Origin of the sequence: Leeuwenhoekiella blandensis MED217 (assembly GCF_000152985.1) — a bacterium.
Taxonomy (GTDB): domain Bacteria; phylum Bacteroidota; class Bacteroidia; order Flavobacteriales; family Flavobacteriaceae; genus Leeuwenhoekiella; species Leeuwenhoekiella blandensis.
Genome location: NZ_CH672395.1, coordinates 2,012,541 through 2,029,748, shown reverse-complemented (window position 1 = coordinate 2,029,748; position 17,208 = coordinate 2,012,541). Strand labels below are relative to the sequence as shown.

Annotated in this window: 9 protein-coding genes; all 9 read right to left on the bottom strand. The window is 40.3% G+C overall.

Annotation, left to right across the window (positions count from 1 at the left end):
- Positions 1-52: 52 nt before the first annotated feature.
- Complete coding sequence (gene pelA / locus MED217_RS08715) at positions 53-1,135, bottom strand: pectate lyase (protein WP_009780139.1); 1,083 nt, start codon at positions 1,133-1,135, stop codon at positions 53-55.
- Positions 1,135-2,094 (bottom strand): pectinesterase family protein, encoded by a 960-nt coding sequence (locus MED217_RS08710; RefSeq protein ID WP_088124383.1) that lies wholly within the window; start codon positions 2,092-2,094, stop codon positions 1,135-1,137. Before MED217_RS08710 ends, pelA begins: the two co-directional genes overlap by 1 nt.
- Positions 2,095-2,215: 121 nt before the next feature.
- Positions 2,216-4,837 carry a glycoside hydrolase family 3 C-terminal domain-containing protein gene (locus MED217_RS08705; RefSeq protein WP_009780137.1) on the bottom strand — a complete coding sequence of 874 codons (2,622 nt, stop codon included), beginning with the start codon at positions 4,835-4,837 and terminating at the stop codon, positions 2,216-2,218.
- Between the two features lie 7 nt (positions 4,838-4,844).
- Positions 4,845-6,476: a glycoside hydrolase family 28 protein gene (locus tag MED217_RS08700; protein WP_230199252.1), complete on the bottom strand. Its 1,632-nt coding sequence runs from the start codon at positions 6,474-6,476 to the stop codon at positions 4,845-4,847.
- 22 nt (positions 6,477-6,498) lie between these two features.
- A complete protein-coding gene (locus MED217_RS18750; RefSeq protein WP_009780135.1) occupies positions 6,499-8,367 on the bottom strand; it encodes a pectinesterase family protein in 1,869 nt (622 codons plus the stop codon).
- Between the two features lies 1 nt (position 8,368).
- Positions 8,369-9,991 (bottom strand): glycoside hydrolase family 43 protein, encoded by a 1,623-nt coding sequence (locus MED217_RS08685; RefSeq protein WP_009780134.1) that lies wholly within the window; start codon positions 9,989-9,991, stop codon positions 8,369-8,371.
- A 49-nt stretch (positions 9,992-10,040) separates the two neighbouring features.
- Positions 10,041-11,279 (bottom strand): glycoside hydrolase family 88/105 protein, encoded by a 1,239-nt coding sequence (locus tag MED217_RS08680; RefSeq protein ID WP_009780133.1) that lies wholly within the window; start codon positions 11,277-11,279, stop codon positions 10,041-10,043.
- Between the two features lie 14 nt (positions 11,280-11,293).
- Entirely contained in the window at positions 11,294-13,408 is a 2,115-nt protein-coding gene (locus MED217_RS08675) for a RagB/SusD family nutrient uptake outer membrane protein (protein WP_009780132.1), read from the bottom strand.
- A gap of 23 nt (positions 13,409-13,431) precedes the next feature.
- Positions 13,432-16,752: a SusC/RagA family TonB-linked outer membrane protein gene (locus tag MED217_RS08670; protein ID WP_009780131.1), complete on the bottom strand. Its 3,321-nt coding sequence runs from the start codon at positions 16,750-16,752 to the stop codon at positions 13,432-13,434.
- Positions 16,753-17,208: the final 456 nt, after the last annotated feature.

Sequence of the window (17,208 nt, the reverse complement as noted above, 5' to 3'; positions counted from 1 at the left end):
ATTACCCTTTTTTGTTGAATTTACCAGTTTTAAACTTCAATACTACCACGAATCAATTTTGCAATTTAGAGCGCCATTGCGGATAGCTGGTTTCAAGGAGATCATCGGCGTATCTTGAAATATAATTATAGCCTGTACGTCGCTCCCGCTCAATTTCGGCCAGTTTACTTTTTATGATACCATCACGACCAACAAATATGGGTTCTTGTGTTTCTAGATCATAAAATCTTGCCCAGAGTGCCGGAGCTCCTTGTTCTTTGACCACTACTCTATCTTTTACAACTCCTGAGTCTGTTTGAACATCGATCCATTTTACACGCTTATTTTCAATTTTATGATTTTTAAACCACGTTACACCTGCCTTAATCGCACGCTGCATCCGCAGTGTTGGTTTTTCAAAACGCATCAAAAATTTTAAAATTCCCACGCTTTCCCCTCCACTTAAAGAAGGTAACTCGTATGCTCTTGCTTTTGCTGGCTTTAATGTGTGCTCATCGTGTTGCGCACACCAAACCGTCAATGTATCATCTATCGTTATTTGCATATCTAAAATTGCATCAACTCCTTTTAAAAGTGCTTGCTCTATTTTTAATTTTCTTGCAGAAGTAACCAAAGCATAATCGGGAATATATACAAGATCATAAAATAGATCGAGCACGCCGATCATTGCGTTGTCATTAAAAGTTATGTGGCTGTAATACCCCTCTCGCAAAGGATAGAACTGAGGCCAACCGCCATTATTATACTGTGCTTCCAGTAAATAATCGATTCCTTTATTAAACGCTTCTTTATAGATAACATCTTCATTATGCTCAAGTATCTTAGCCAAAAAACGGAGTTGCGTATGTGTAGCGCCATTATCTATTGTGGTATGTTGATTCTCTTTGATTAAGTCTATAGCTTGATCAGAAAGATCTTGAGCCATATCAATGTTCTTTGCCCATCCGCCATTGGCATATTGAAATTGTACCACTTGGTCTGCAATACGTTGAGCTTCTGCTGAAGTATACCAAGAACGATCCTGTCTTAGAATTTCTCCCCAAGAGATATTCTGGGCAAAAATAGGATTTGAGAGTACGAATACAAACACAACAACGAGCTTTGAAATGATCGCAATTACCGTTCTAAATATCATTATTTGAGTAAGTTTTTTGATTGAAATTTCTGCGCTTCCTCATTAGATAATTTGGTTGCCCAAGGTACACGTTCGTTTGAGGCTCCTGCTCCGGTTGAACCAAATTCTGCATAAAAAACTGTTTGTTCTGCTTCTGGTTTTGACCAATTATGCCAACCTTCAGTTTTTATGTGAGCTTGCATTTCACAATTGATAAACACGGTTTGCGCATAATTACGCCAAGGTCTGCCCAGGTACACCGAATTTATAGGAGCATCACCCGAAAGTTTACAATTGATAAAAACCAAACCAAAAGCTGCTCCTTCTTCGGTTGAGGCCGCTGTGATATAAGAACCTCCATCTTTTGAATAAATCTCACAATCTTCAAATACAGCCTGAGACCAACCGAATATAAAATCAGTGGTGCCTTCGATATAACAGTTTTTATAATATTGTTTAGAATCCCTTCCGTGCACATATAAAGTGTCTTGAAATCCTAAAAAACTACAATTCTCAAAGAATGCGTTATCGCCATCAACGCGTACAGCTACTGCTTGACCCACGGGACCAGCACTGTTCTCAAAAGTTATATTCTTTGCTGTAAAATCACTACCAAAAACAAAAAAGGAGGAGGATCCTGTCGTCCCCATTTCTTCTCCAAACCTATTTTGTTTACTGGCATAATCATCATAAGTCAAATACACCTTATCCCTAGATTCGCCTACAAAGGTTACATTGGTTTTAGATGCAGGTAAAACCAACTTTTCTTTATAAATACCATTTTTAATTAAAATCTGGGTTTCTGACTTTCTAAAATCAGGAACAGCCATTATGGCCTCTTGTACCGTGCTAAAATCGCCTGTACCATCTTTAGTTACAATAAAATCATAGGTTGTCTCTTGTGCTTTTACAAAAGTCGTGCTACACAAGAGCACGCCAATAAATAAAGCAACTATTCGGTCTTTCGTGTTCGACATCATTTTTCTTTTGGATTCATAAATTAAAAATTTAAAATTTAAAGAAAGGGTACGACCGCAGTCGTACCCTAAAAAATTCAATACACACACAATTGAACTCTATTTTTTCATTAACGCTAGTGTGTTAAAAGGCTATAGACATTGGTTTACCGGTTACTTCATAACGCATACTCACACTAGATTCGGTTTGCTTTTTATTAGGTTGGCCGCCGCCGGCATAAAGCGTAAACCATCCCGGTTCTACGACCAGTTGTTCTTGATCATTGATCATTGAAAACTGACGTGCATCAAGACGAAATTCTACGGTTTGTGTTTCGCCCTTTTGAAGATGAATTCGTTTAAAACCAACCAGCTGCACTTGCGGCCGCGTTGTACTGGCCACTTCATCTTTTAAATACAATTGGACCACTTCATCTCCATCGCGATCTCCAGAATTGGTGACAGTTACCTGGACGTTCAAAACCTTATCCGCTGCAAGCCTTCCAGAAGTCTTGATCGCATCGTACGAAAATTGCGTATAGCTTAAGCCATAACCAAAGGGATACAAAGCTTCTCCTTCAAAGTAACGATAGGTACGCCCTTTCATACTGTAATCTTCAAAATCGGGTAGATCATCAACAGATTTGTAATAGGTAACCGGAAGTCTTCCCGCCGGATTATAATCTCCAAACAAGACATCGGCTATGGCATTACCACCTTCTTGCCCGGGATAACCCGCACTTAATATCGCGGGTACATGCTCCTGAGCATAATTAATCGCAAGCGCACTACCGTTGAGTAGAACCAATACTATTGGTTTTCCGGTGGCTACAAGAGCGCGCATGAGTTCGCGTTGCTCTAGAGGAAGATCTAAGGCTGTACGATCGCCTTTTGAAAAACCTTCAACATCAATACGCATTTCTTCACCTTCCAGTCGCTCATTAAGGCCCAAAACCAAAATAGTTACATCTGAATCTTCAGCAAGATTCACAGCGCGTTCTAACTTGTTTTTTTCAGGAGTTGACCAAAGCATACGTGCTTCAGCATTACCATAGAGGTTGCTGTATTTTATAGTGATCGCATAATTTTTCCCGGCTTCTAGATATACTTCTTTGGCATTAACAGAAGGATGATGTGTATGCTTTCCTCCACCTGAAACCAAGTCTTCAATCTGGAAATCTAAATACGGCTTTCCCCAGTCACTGAAATAATACCTTCCGGTCTCCGGCACACTTAAAAACCCTGACCAGAGCACACTGTATTGCTGAAGCGCCAATCGTGGATCAGGCGTATTGATGTCCCAAGTAAAATCAACTTTATCATCGATTTGTGTAAACAAAGGATCGCCCTCCCATTTGGAATTATTAAAATATGCTGCGTCTAATCCCTGCTTTCCGGAAGCTGTTCTAAAATAGATAGATGGAATTACCTGCATCGTAGGCATTCCTTGAGCGAGAGAAGCGCCTTCTTCATACACAACCTTTACTTGTGGTGCCACTTTATTGCGAATTCCCTGAACGACCGTCACCGGATTTTTTGGAGTTCCGTTGTAATTTCCCCATAGCGACTGCACATTATGGGCATTGGGACCAATTACCGCAATTTGTTTTAAGTCTTTTGAAAGCGGAAGCATATGTGCTTCATTCTTTAAAAGCACGATACTTTCTTGTGCTGCTTTTCTTGCTAAAGCGGTATGTGAAGCATTGGTATTTACTGAAAAAGGAATTGTCGCATAACTAAGGTTTTCTTCAGTATCAAACATTCCCAGCTTTAAGCGAGCCCGAAACAAGCGCTCAATAGCAATATTGATCTTTTCTTCAGTAATCAATCCGTTGGCTATGGCTTCTTTAAGGGATTTGTAGGTAGCTCCGCAGTTTAAATCGGTTCCTGTTTCTAGAGCCAAAGCAGAAGCAGAAGCCGCGTCTGCTGTAATCTTATGATCTTCCCAAATATCATTGATTGCACCACAATCTGAAACTACATATCCATCAAATCCCCATTTGTTTCTTAAAATATCAAACAATAACTTATTAGAACTCGCCGCCTCTCCCCTAAAGCGATTGTACGCCGTCATTACAGATTGTACCTGAGCGTCTTTAACCAGCATTCTAAAAGCAGGCAAATATGTTTCCCAAAGATCACGCTCTGAAGTATTGGCGTCAAAATAATGTCTAGATTCCTCAGGACCACTATGCACTGCAAAGTGCTTAGCCGTGGCAACAACTTTAAGATATTCTGGATCATCGCCTTGTAAACCTTTTACGTATTGCGCTCCCAAAGTGCCGGTAAGAAATGGATCTTCCCCATACGTCTCGTGGCCCCTTCCCCATCGCGGATCTCTAAAAATATTGATGTTGGGCGACCACATCGTTAAACCTTGATAAATATCATGCTGATCGCGTCTTAAATACTCGTGATGTTTAGCACGTGCTTCATCAGAAATTGCTGTAGCCACTTCTCGCACCAATTGAGCATCCCAAGAAGCAGCAATGCTTATAGATTGTGGAAAAACCGTAGCATAACCCGCACGAGCAACACCGTGCAAGCTTTCATTCCACCAATTATATTTTGGGATGTTCAAACGCTCGATCGCTGGAGCGTCTGACATCAATTGCGAGATTTTCTCTTCTAAGGTCATTCGGCTGACCAAATCATTCAATCGGGTTTCAAGATCCAATTGCTCATTTTGAAAAGGAAATTGCTTTTGCGCCTCAATCTGTATACAGCAGCAAAAAACCAAAAGAAACGTATAAACATATTTAGTCATAAGCCTTTTATTTTACTGTTATTTCAGAAGATTCAACTCCGCTTTTTATTTGATAATCCTGCGTTGCTCCGGAATATTTCAGGCGTATATTTTTTGTTTTTGCTCCTGAAATCTGAATATTGGTTGATTCTTCAGATAAAAAATGAAGCTGCTCCAACACCAAATTTTTGGTGTTGTGCAATTGCATTGGCGCTTCCGTAGCTTCTATTTGAACATTATCGAAGTACACCTGATCAGTATCAATTAGTGTAAAACCTTCCTCTCCGTGAAACAGTGAATTTTTAATCGATACATTTTGAATATTCATCTCAGGAAGCCCCATAAAGAATCCGGATTTATGCGCTTTTACCGAAGTAATATCTGATATATAAATATCTTTAAAAGAAGGAGTTTCTATTGTGACTTCGGGTACGTCACGATCCTCTGTATTTTCTGCTAAATCATTTGATAAATCGGGTGCCTGACCACCATAATACAAATTGAAGCGTATGGCATCGGTCTTAATTTCGTTCATATAAATATGAGAAATATAGATTTGCTCGACCACGCCGCCGCGACCACGTGTGCTTTTAAAACGCAATCCGGTATCAGTGCCTATAAAATTGCAGTGCGATATATGAATTTTTGAAACGCCTCCAGACATTTCACTCCCAACGACAAAACCTCCGTGACCGTGGTAAACAGTGTTATTTTTGATTATTACATTCTGAGTAGGCATATTGCGTTTACGTCCATCTTCGTTCTTTCCAGATTTAATGCATATCGCATCATCACCCACATCAAACGTGTTATTATACACCAATACATTTTCACAAGACTCAAGATCGAGTCCATCACCGTTTTGTGCATACCACGGATTTCTTACGGTAAGATTCCGTACAATTATATTTTTACTCATTAGTGGATGAATATTCCACGCCGGTGAATTTTGAAAGGTCGGGCCATCTAAAAGGATATTCTCACAGTCGACAAGACTCACCATAACCGGTCTTAGAAAGCTTCGCACTGTTTGAAGTTGCTCAATCGTCCAGTCACTCAAATCTGATTTGCTTCCTTTAAGTGCTGCCTCATCAGGATACCAAACCGATTTATTATCTGAAAGCACACCGCCAGACGCAACTAAAGCGTTCCATTGATGCTGGGTCATTTTAGATTTTTTTACCGGTCTCCAAGCTCCTCCATTTCCATCTATAATTCCTTTACCGGTAATGGCGATGTTTTTTGCTCCTAAAGCATTTATAGGAGAAGTTGATCGTGCCGATTTGAGTCCTTCATAACTGGTTTCAACCAGCGGATAATCGTCAAATTGATCACTAAAGAGAATAAGTGCTCCTTGCTTTAAATGTAAATTGATATTGCTTTTTAATGTTATCGGACCGGTATACCAAATGCCTTCCGGAACTACAACGGTACCTCCTCCTTGAGAAAATGCCTTAGCAAAAGCCTTGTGAAAAGCTTCTGTATTTTTAAACTGACCGTCACCTTTAGCTCCAAAATCGGTTATGAGATATTCTGTCTCTTGGAATTTTGGTTCGGTGATAAGTTCCATTTTAAATTCTACGTCATCATAAAGCGACGCTAGGGGCATTTCCTGAGCATTTACCGATAATGTTATAAGTAAGAATATTAAAATTCTCATAGCGTTGTTCATTTTATAAATTCTACTGATTTGGCACCCACCCGTTAAATGTGTTCTTAAAGGTATATTGATCACGAGTCCACTCGCTCAGCTGTTTTGACCAATAGACGCGTTTATCAGGGTTTGCTCCAGCTCCGGTACTTTTATATTCTGCGTAGTAAGCTGTTTTTTCTTTATTGGGGAACATCGCATCGCCGGGCCAGGCATGCCAACCTTCAGGAACGATGTGCTGAGCCATTTCGGTATCGATAAAAACTGTGCGTGCATAAGGTCGCCAGGGCCGACCAAGATAGACACGGTCAACGTCATCTGCTGCCGTAAGTTCGCAGTTAAAAAACACGTAACCATACTCCTGATCCTGCGGAGTTGCAGCTGCTGTGATATAGGAATTTGCGGTGCTGTGAATTTCACAATCTTGAAAAACAACAGTCGCCTGACCAAAAATAAAATCGGTAGTACCTTCGATATAACAGTTTTTATAAAATTGGCGACCACCATCTGTAGCCGTATAAAGCGTGTCTTGACAACCTATGATAGCACAATCTTCAGCAACAAAGCGATCCCCTTCTACATGTAAAGCGACTGCCTGCCCTTCATTACACGAACTATTGGCAATGGTTAAATTTTTAAAATGAATATCTGTTCCCCGCACAATTACCGTATGAGAAGTAAATGTCCCGTGTTCATTTCCCGTTACCGGATTCAGTTTACCGGAATGATCATCATAGGTGATTCTTGTTTCTCCAACACCTGAACCTTGTAAGGTAACTTTAGACATATGTGCAGGAATGACCAATTTTTCCTTGTAAACTCCGGGGTTTATTGAGATCAACACTTCGCCCGGCCCAAAAACCCGAATAGAATTCACCGCCTCTTGTATCGTAGTAAAGTCTGCCTGATCCTCTTTCCCAACGGTGATGACTCGGTAAGGATCTTTAAAAGGTACTTTTAAGGTTTTGTCTAAAAAATTTAAGGTGTACCTCAAAGTTGGCTCAAACCAAGGATGCATCAACCAAAAGGAATGTGGTGTTTTAGGTAATGTATGTACTTCATTGTAAATTCCGTAAGCGTCCAATTGCGCGGTGTAATCATCTCGCCCGGCGTGAAAACGAGGTTGTGCACTGTTGATAAAAAGCGTTGGCGGTGTTGCCTCACTTACATATTCTAACGGTGATGCTTCTGCCCAAATCTCCGGATTTTCTTCAAACGTGTGGCCGAGCCAGGCATCTAGCAAGGCTCCTTTTCCGGCTTCGGGATGTACAAATGAAGTTACTCCGTCTACATTAACGATCGCTTGAACTTTTGTTGAATACTGTTCTTCGGTTTCATTAAAGACCTCGGAATTAGGTGTTACTCCCAAAAGCATAGCCAACTGCGCTCCTGCTGAAGCCCCCAGCGTTGCAATTCTATTTTTATCTAAATGAAGCTGTGCAGCGTTTGCTTGCATCCACCGCAATGCATCTTTTAAATCCAAGACTCCGGCCGGATAAATCGCTTCTCTCCCCAACCTGTAAGATGCTGTGACTGCGACATAGCCGTTTGCAGCCAGATGCTGTGCCATCACACGCTCATTCTCTTTACTTCCTGAAAACCAGCCCCCACCGTGTATGAGCAAAACACCTGGATAAGTTTGATCAAGCGCATCTTTAGGATAATATGCGTCTAATTTTAAATCAGAAGTTTCAGTCTTCTTGTAAACCACATCGGTTTTAGCTTGGTAAAGCGTATCATTTAATGGGGTGATACTCTCAATAAAAGGATGATCTTTTTTTAAATGCTCATATGTGGTTTCAATACTGTAGGGTCGCAGATTTAATTTTTCCTTTTGACTATAGGCAAATGTTGTTGCAAGAATTTGAATTAGAATTGTTAAGTGGAAAAATCTGTTCATACTATTTTGTAATTCTAAAATATTCTACATCTGCATAGCCACCACGAGAAGCTTCGGGAGTGCTGATACTAAAAAGCCCCACTTTGGCTCCTATCCATTTCCCTACTCTGGCTTTAAAAGGCGCACCAAACTTTTTGAAATTCCGTCCATTCTCACTATAACTAAATTGACACATAGCATCAGGAGCACTTACCGCTACCTTTAAATAAACGGTATTTGACTTCAAAGTTATTTCTTCTAGAATCTCTTCTTTTGCACCTGCATCAGCCTTTATAGCTTCAGTACGCTGAAGGTAAAAAACACCTTCTTTTTCTGTTAGTGTAACCGTTGCATAATCGCGCCCCATAATGATTAAACCGGTCTTGCGCTGTTCTTTTCCATCGCCGGGAATTAAGGAGATTTTTGTAGCCACGTTGAACTCTGGTGCCGGAAATTTTTGCAATAGTAAATTGGGAACATCCCACAAACTGTTCATCAGCTCTGGAGGAGCGATACTGTACAACCTTAAAAAATCATTACCGGGTAATTTAGCCGACCAAAGTACGTTAGGATTTGCATTCCATTGCCATTGTAAGCCTAAACTATCCTGTTCAAAATTGTCGGTTTCTCTAGGGGTTTGAATTGCGTATTGTTCACCAACATTCGGTTTTTTATGCTGAAGTACTGGTTCTCCGATTCCGTTTCCGTTTTGATCTTTACCCATAACCGGCCAGTCATTTTTCCAATGCATCGGTTGTAGGTGAACGATCCTTCCGTAGGCATCAACATCTTGAAAATGAAAAAACCAATCCTCGCCGGTATCTGTTGTTACCCAAGCACCCTGATGCGGACCATTGATAGCGGTTGCTCCTTGTTCTAATACCACTTTCTCCTCATAGGGACCGTAAATATTCTTTGACCGAAGCACCAATTGCCACCCGGTAGAAACGCCGCCAGCCGGTGCAAAAATGTAATAGTATCCGTTGCGTTTATAAAATTTAGAGCCTTCAACTGTAGGATGGTTCTCGTGCCCGTCAAAAACGTGTCGGCCATAGTCTAGCACTTTTGTACCTTCAGCATTCATTTTATGCACGGTAAGAATACTTTTTACTCCTGCTCTACTTCCTGCCCAGGCATGAACTAAATAGGCCTTTCCATCTTCATCCCATAAAGGAGATGGATCAATTGCCCCTTTGGCTTCCATCATCAAAACAGGTTCCTCCCAATTGCCAAAAGGATCATCTGTTTTAACCATATAAATGCCAAAATCAGGATCGCCCCAGTAGATATAGAGTTCGTTATTGTGCACCCGTATAGAAGGCGCCCAGACGCCATTTCCGTGTTGTGGCGTATTAAAATGTTTTACAGGTACTTGTTTAGGAAGCGCATAATTAACCAGTTCCCAGTTTACAAGATCTTTAGAATGCAAAATGGGTAAGCCCGGTGCTGCATTAAAGCTTGAGGAAGTCATAAAATAATCATCCCCCAACTGCACGACATCAGGATCTGAATAATCTGCGTGAATGATGGGATTTTTATACGTTCCATCTCCTTGATCTGCAACCCAAACTTCAGAAACGTAGGGTTTTTGTTGCGCGATTAAGCAACTTGAACATAGAAAAATAAGTAAGCGTAGGTAATTCATTGTATTTCTTATTTGTTGACGGCGAATGGCTCAGAGCATGTCCCGAGAATTATTTATCTAATTCTAAACTTGCTAAAATGAATGCGCCGGTTCCTTTAGGATCATTAGAACGTTTTTGTTCATTGATGTAATAATCAAATGAGCCATCACGATCTGCGCTTAAACCTGCTACGGCACAGCATTGATTAAGATTCACAACCCCATTATCTTCAACTGAAATAAGCTCTTGGGTAATCCCATTAAAACCTTTCTTTGCTACATTCATATAGTCTTTAGGTAAATAGCCTTTGTTTACACCCTTAGCAAGCGTATAGGTAAACATAGAGGAGCCGGTGGCTTCCAAATAATTCCCTTCTCGATCTCCCTGATCTAATACTTGATACCACAAACCAGTTTCTTCATCCTGAACTTTCGCAATTGCTTCGGCAAATTGATTGAGATACGTGATCAAGCGTGTTCGTCCTTCGTAATCCTCAGGTAGATAATCTAACACATCGACAAGAGCCATTCCGTACCAACCCATCGCTCTAGACCAAAAGTTTGGAGAAGTTCCGGTTTCTTCATCTGCCCAAATCTGTTCTTTACTTTCATCCCAGCCATGATATAAAAGTCCGGTCTCTGCATCATAATTATGTTCTTGAATCAAATCAAATTGATGCACAATATCATCATAGGCTTTTTGAGCTTCCTCTCCGTCAACATAGGTTTGCGTGTAAGCCGCGTAGAAGGGTTCTGCCATAAAAAGACCGTCTAGCCACATTTGATGCGGATAGCGTTTTTTATGCCAAAAACCACCATCACTCGTGCGGGGTTGGGAGTCTATTTGTTTTCGAAGTACGTCAATTGCTTTTTTAAAGCGTTCTTCTTGAGTCTTGTCATAAACGTAGAGCAAAACATCACCCGACTTCAGCATATCAAGATTTTGTTTTTCTAGTCCGTAGGTTCTAATGCTTCCGTCATCATTTACCATCGTATCAGGGTAGCCGTAAATATAATCGTAGTATTTTTCGTTTCCGGTTTCTTCATAAACCCGACGCGCCGCATTTAAGACCAAACCGTTAGGATAACTCCATTTAGGTTTATCGTGAAAGTCAAGCATCCAGGCTTCTGGAAATCGATGCATTTCTGATAACAACATACGTTCTGACCATTTAAGGTCTTCACTTACCAGTTGTGTTTCTTCAGTAGAAGTTTCAATCTCCTTTTGCTTTTCCTTACACGCACTAAGCAGTGTAAGGAAAACAAAAGCAAGGCTATTTAATAAATAAATTAGTTTCTTTTTCTTCATTTTTTTCTTAATAATTATTGAGATGCGTGACCATAACCTTGTGTGATCAATCCATTGGATTGCGATAAGGTTTCCGAAGGAATTGGCATGATATATCTAGGTGGTTCACCAGAAGCATAATAAGAATCTGGGTAGCCTTTAAAAATGTCTGAGGTATAGTGACTCTCATTTTCGATCATATTGATTCCCCAAGGAGAACGTTGATAACCTTCAGCCTCCAATTGGGCAGCCAAAGTGCCATCAGGATCGATATACTCGTATAAACCTCTAATCGCTAAATTCACTTCATCGCTAGGAAGCGTGCTGATGTAATCGGTCCATAAATCGCTGGTTCCTCTCCACCCGGGAACTAGTACCGGATACGTAGGATCTGAAGGAACCAAGCCGTCTGGAGTTTCTGTTGTAAGCAAATTTAATGTAGGATCTATATCCTTGATGTCTACAAACTTGGTCCAGATGTAGCTTGAAATAGTTACTCCGGTTTCTGGAAACGTGTAGAATCCATCAGTTTTTAAGCCATTAACCATCGCAATTTGACGATCTCTTAAGGCGACTATTCGCTCTGGCATATCACCATAAAGTGTCATATCCCAACGGGTTTTACCCTCTCCGGCCAATTCTAATTTACGCTCAAAAGCGATTGCATCAAGAAGTGCATTTCCAGATAGCGCATTTACATAATTGGTGACAAATTCAGTTTGATCTTCTGCATCAAAAGCTCTGCTACGCACCTGTGTGAGATAGGTTTTTGCTGTAGCCTCATCTCCTGTTGCTGCGGAAGCGTAAGCTAAATCTAACATTACATCTGCCATACGCAACTGTTGCCAGTTACAACCTGATCTACGCTGTGCGGCGATATACGGATCTGCAAAACGTGCTTCATCTAATTTGTTTAATGCGAGTCCACCTTTTTCTCGACTTCCCGGTGAAAAATCAATTAGGCGCTCTGAAGCTGCACCTGAATTGGCGGTAACACAAGCTGTAACATCTCTTCGTTTATCTTCAGGAACGAAATCTCCATAATAGAAACTTGCATAAATACGGGCCTGACCATAATTTTTTGTTGGATACGCATTAGAGCCACCACCACCAGAAGGTCTACCAAATGAATATGGAAAATCTGAATTAAATCCTCTTGTATAGCCAGATTCATAGATAGATTCCGGACTAACTTCTAAATCCATCAAGTATTGAAAGTTACGTTGAAATGGGTTGTTGTAACCTTCTCCACGGTCGTCATTCTCGATCAATCGCGCAGACCCCGGATTGTTAACTACATTGAGGTAATGCGTTTTTGCGAGTTCCATATAACGTTGCCAGTCTGAGCGACGTACGTATTTGGCTTGCCAGGTTCCATTCTCTACTCCGATTTGATCAAAGGTTACACTACCGTAATCAAAATCTGTACGACGCAACTGATATCCGGCAGCATCAAAAGCCATACGACCAATTACCGCATCTGCATAGGTTCCTGAAAAGCGCTCTGCGTTGATGTTATTTTCGCCTAAACGATACATCAAAAGTGCTGCAGCTTGTAAAGCTTCGATTTCACTATCATAAATCAAATCTCTAGAACTTAATCCTAAAGAATCGGTTTGAGCTGTGGTACGTATCGCATAATTGAAATAAGGAACATCCCCAAAATACCGAACCAAAAGTTTATAACAGGTTGCGCGTGCTGCAACAGCTTCACCGTAAACTTGTGTCCATGGGCTAGGCTCTCCTGCGGCAACATCATTTTGATATTCTTCTTTAGCTTCAATACTTTCGATCATAATATTGCAACGATTGATGATCTGGTAACATTCAGTCCAAGTATCTTTTGAACTTCCGTAGTCAATATCAAATTCTGAAGCAAAGAGTCCTTCTGGAATATGCCGCTGTTGTGCACTGTAGTTTTCAGGATGTCTTTCTGAATCAGAACCTACAACTTCAGTATCATAATACATCCTACGATCTAAATCGTACCACAGGTCATAGATACCGTTCATTACTTTTTGCGCATCTGCGGGAGACGCAAAAACAAAATCCTCATCTACATTTGAAGGAGCCGTAACGTCTAAATAATCATCTTCACAAGAGGTAATTAGAAAACTAATTACGCCTAATAGTATTAATAGCTTTTTCATAATCTATACTGGATTAAAAATTTTTAAAATTCAAGATTGAGTCCAAGAGTTACTGTTCTTGGTCGTGGATATGCCTGATAATCAAATCCCGGTGTTGGGTAATACGAACTTCTACCGGTCTCATCTACATTCACTTCCGGATCATAACCGCTATAACCTGTCAAGGTAAATACGTTAAATACCGAACCGTAAAAACGCAATCTGGTAATTCCCAATTTCTCTGGATTAGGTAAGGTATATCCTATCGTTAAGGTGTTTAATCTTAAGAATGAACCATCCTCTATCGCAAAAGTTGAAACCACTGCATTTTCAGGATAAGGCAAGAAAGTTGTCGCATTCTCATTCAAAGCATCTAGTGCGGCAGGCTCAACAACCTGATTCAACTGGCCATCGACAATATCATAGATTTTATAATGCCCGGCCAACTCTTGAAATCGATTGCGAAACAACCCAGCTTCTTTATTTCCTAAATATGCTGCCTGATGCGTTACATTATAAAGATCATTACCGTAACTCCAGTTAAAGTTTAAAGCAAAATCAATGGCTTTGTAATTTCCACTAAAATTGAAACCACCGGTGTGTACAGGATTGGTGTCTCCAATAATACCGATATCTAAATCATCGATAACACCGTCACCATTTGTATCCTTAACTTTTTGTACACCAGGATAAGCCGTTTGTGCTCCCGGCTTGTTACTTGCCGTACCATAAACGTTACCTAAAACACCACTCGCATAATCTGCAACGCCGTCTTTTAACGTGTAGGTTTGTGTATCAGGATCGTAGTTAAAATCATCTGTAGTATACCACCCATCATAAATATAACCGCGAATAAGTCCGACCGGTTGACCAACTTGGAAAACATAATCTTCACGTGGGTTTTGCGCTACACTCCCCCAGTTAGACCCGTATTGTCCATCAATACCTTCAGCCAATTCATCGATATTTCCTCTGTTAATACTGATATTAAAACCACCTTGAAGGTTGAAATTTTCTGAAGTGACAATATCTGTACTCAAAGTCAGCTCGATACCCTTATTACTGGTTTGACCTATATTTTCCTGAGTAAATGAAAAACCGGTTAACGGGGAAACATCTCGCACGAGTAATAAATCTTTAACCGTGTTTTTATAAAGTTCTAAACTACCGGAAACTTTTCGGTCAAAAAGCGTAAAGTCTAAACCTATATTACGTGTAATGGTGGTCTCCCACTTCAAATCTGGGTTTGCAATAAGCGAAGATGCCGGTCTGTAAAGCGGCTGAATCGTTTCATTAATCGAATAGGTTCCTGTAGCTGATGCCCAGCTTTGTTTCCATAGTTCAGAACTGATCGCATCACTACCCACGGCACCATAGGCCAATCGAAGTTTTAAATCATCAATCCACGAAGTATTGCTTAAAAACTCTTCTTCTGAAAGTCTCCAAGCAAAAGCTCCCGCCGGAAAATACCCCCAGCGATTGCTAGGTGCAAAACGCGATGAACCATCTGCACGGAACGTTCCTGTAAATAAATACCGGTCCAGATAAGAATAATTAAACCTTCCAAAATATGATTGTAGTCGATTAGGAATTCCGATCTGTGATCCCAGCTGAAAGTTTTCTTGATCCTCTCGGCGTAAAAAATCATTCATATTTGCCCAGGCTCTGGTAGCATCATAAGACGCTGGAAATTCATTACCACGAATATCTGTAAATTCTGAACCTGAATCTGAAATTTCCATACCGGCAAGTACACTCAACTGATGATCCTCACCTAAGCCCTGAACTTCGTAGTTCAACGTATTGATCCATCTTAAATTCCATCCTTCTGCAGCGCGAATACGGGCATCTCCGCTATATGTAACATTCCCGGCATTATCAAGATAGTTATTCACGATCGCCCCCTCCCAATATTTAGCACGTGACCAGTTGGCACTAATGCTGAAATTGGTTTTTGCAGTTAAACCGTCTATAATTTCCCAATTGATCGCGGTATTTGCCACAAGCGATCTGGAACGCTGATCACTATCGGTATCGTTCAGCAGTGCCACCGGATTGTAAAAATCCTGTAGAACCTGGTTATAATCTCCAAGTTGAGTATTCACGGTGACATCAGACTCTCCGAGAATATCGTCGCTTGCAATGGGTCTAAACCAATATGCATTAGAATTACCTTGATTGTTTCCTTCTCTTACATCAACAAATCGCGTGTTAATGGTAAAATCGAGACGACTGCTTATTTCCTGATCAAGTTTGAACTGCACATTACTTCGTTTATAAAAAGAACGAGTTTTATTACCATCTTGATCGATATGGTTTAAGGCTAAAAGATATTTAGTTTTTTCGGTACCACTGGAGATGTTCAAGTTGTGGTTATGCGTATACGCAGAATTGAACAATTCTTTAGTAAAATCTTTGCTATCTACATTTCTATAGTAATCAATTCCCTCAGGATTACCCTCTTGATATCTTCCTATTGCCCAAAGTTGTTCCCAGGCATCAGCATATTGATCACCAATTGCATCGGCATACGCCCAGTTATAAGCGATATAGTCATAGCCATTCATCACGGGGATGTACTCGGGAATATAGCTGTATTGCGCAAAACCATCATAGGTAATGCGCGTTTTGCCGGCACTACCACTCTTTGTAGTTACGATAATTACACCGTTTGCACCTCGAGAACCGTAAATAGCGGTTGAAGAAGCATCTTTTAAAACATCAATACTTTTAATCTGATTCCCCGGGATATTACTAATTGAACTTACCGGAAAACCGTCTACAATAAATAGAGGTTGATTACTTTGAGATATCGATCCGCCACCGCGTACACGAACGCGAACGTCTGCCCCCGGACGACCATCCTGAGTGCTGATGTTAACACCGGCAAGCTTACCTTGCAAGGCCTGTGTTGCATCGGCCACCGGTACTTTTGCGACCTCTTCTCCTGAAATTGATGCTATAGCACCAGTTACATTACGACGGGAGGAAGTTCCGTAACCAATAACGACAACTTCTTCGAGTGCTGCGACATCAGTTTCCAGAACAATTGACAAATTTTGCTGCGTTGGTGATACCTCAATCGATTTCGTAATAAAACCAACAGAAGAAACCGTAAGAACCATTGTTGAAGCAGGCAGTTCAATAGTAAAATTTCCGTCAAAATCGGTTACCGCTGCATAATTGGTGTCTTCGACAAAAATATTAACGCCCGGCAAAGGCATTCCGTCGTCTTTTGAAGTTACCGAACCGGTTACACTACGCATGTCCTGAGCAAAGCCCACTTGAAAAAGGAACAGTGCAAAAACAATACAGACCGACCTGAATCGGCCTTTAAACAACTTTGGTGAAGATGTAATTTTCATTGCATAAGTTTTAAATTAGTTTCTACAATCGATTGTATTTTGAAAAAATAGATATTGATTTAAATAATACTAAAATCATCACTAAACCTAGGTCTAGGAAGCAGTACAACGAGTTTCTCAAAATACAACTAATGGTATATTTGACTACAAGTATAATCAAAATATATTGACCTACAAATTAAAACGTTAATTTTTCTAAAAATTACGCTTACACTATATTAATTATTAGTTATTTATGAATACACCTTAGAAGAATTCTTAAATAAAACGTTTTTCCTGACGGAAGGTTAAATTGTTAAATAGGCACGGAAAGATGATTATTAAACATACTAGCGCTGGAAACAACTCTTATTATTACCAACAATACATTCAATTTATTGCATCTCTTTCCCAATGAGCAATCGTTTACTAGCCGGTATCCTTAAAAAGCTTTTCTGAAGTATTCTATACAGAATT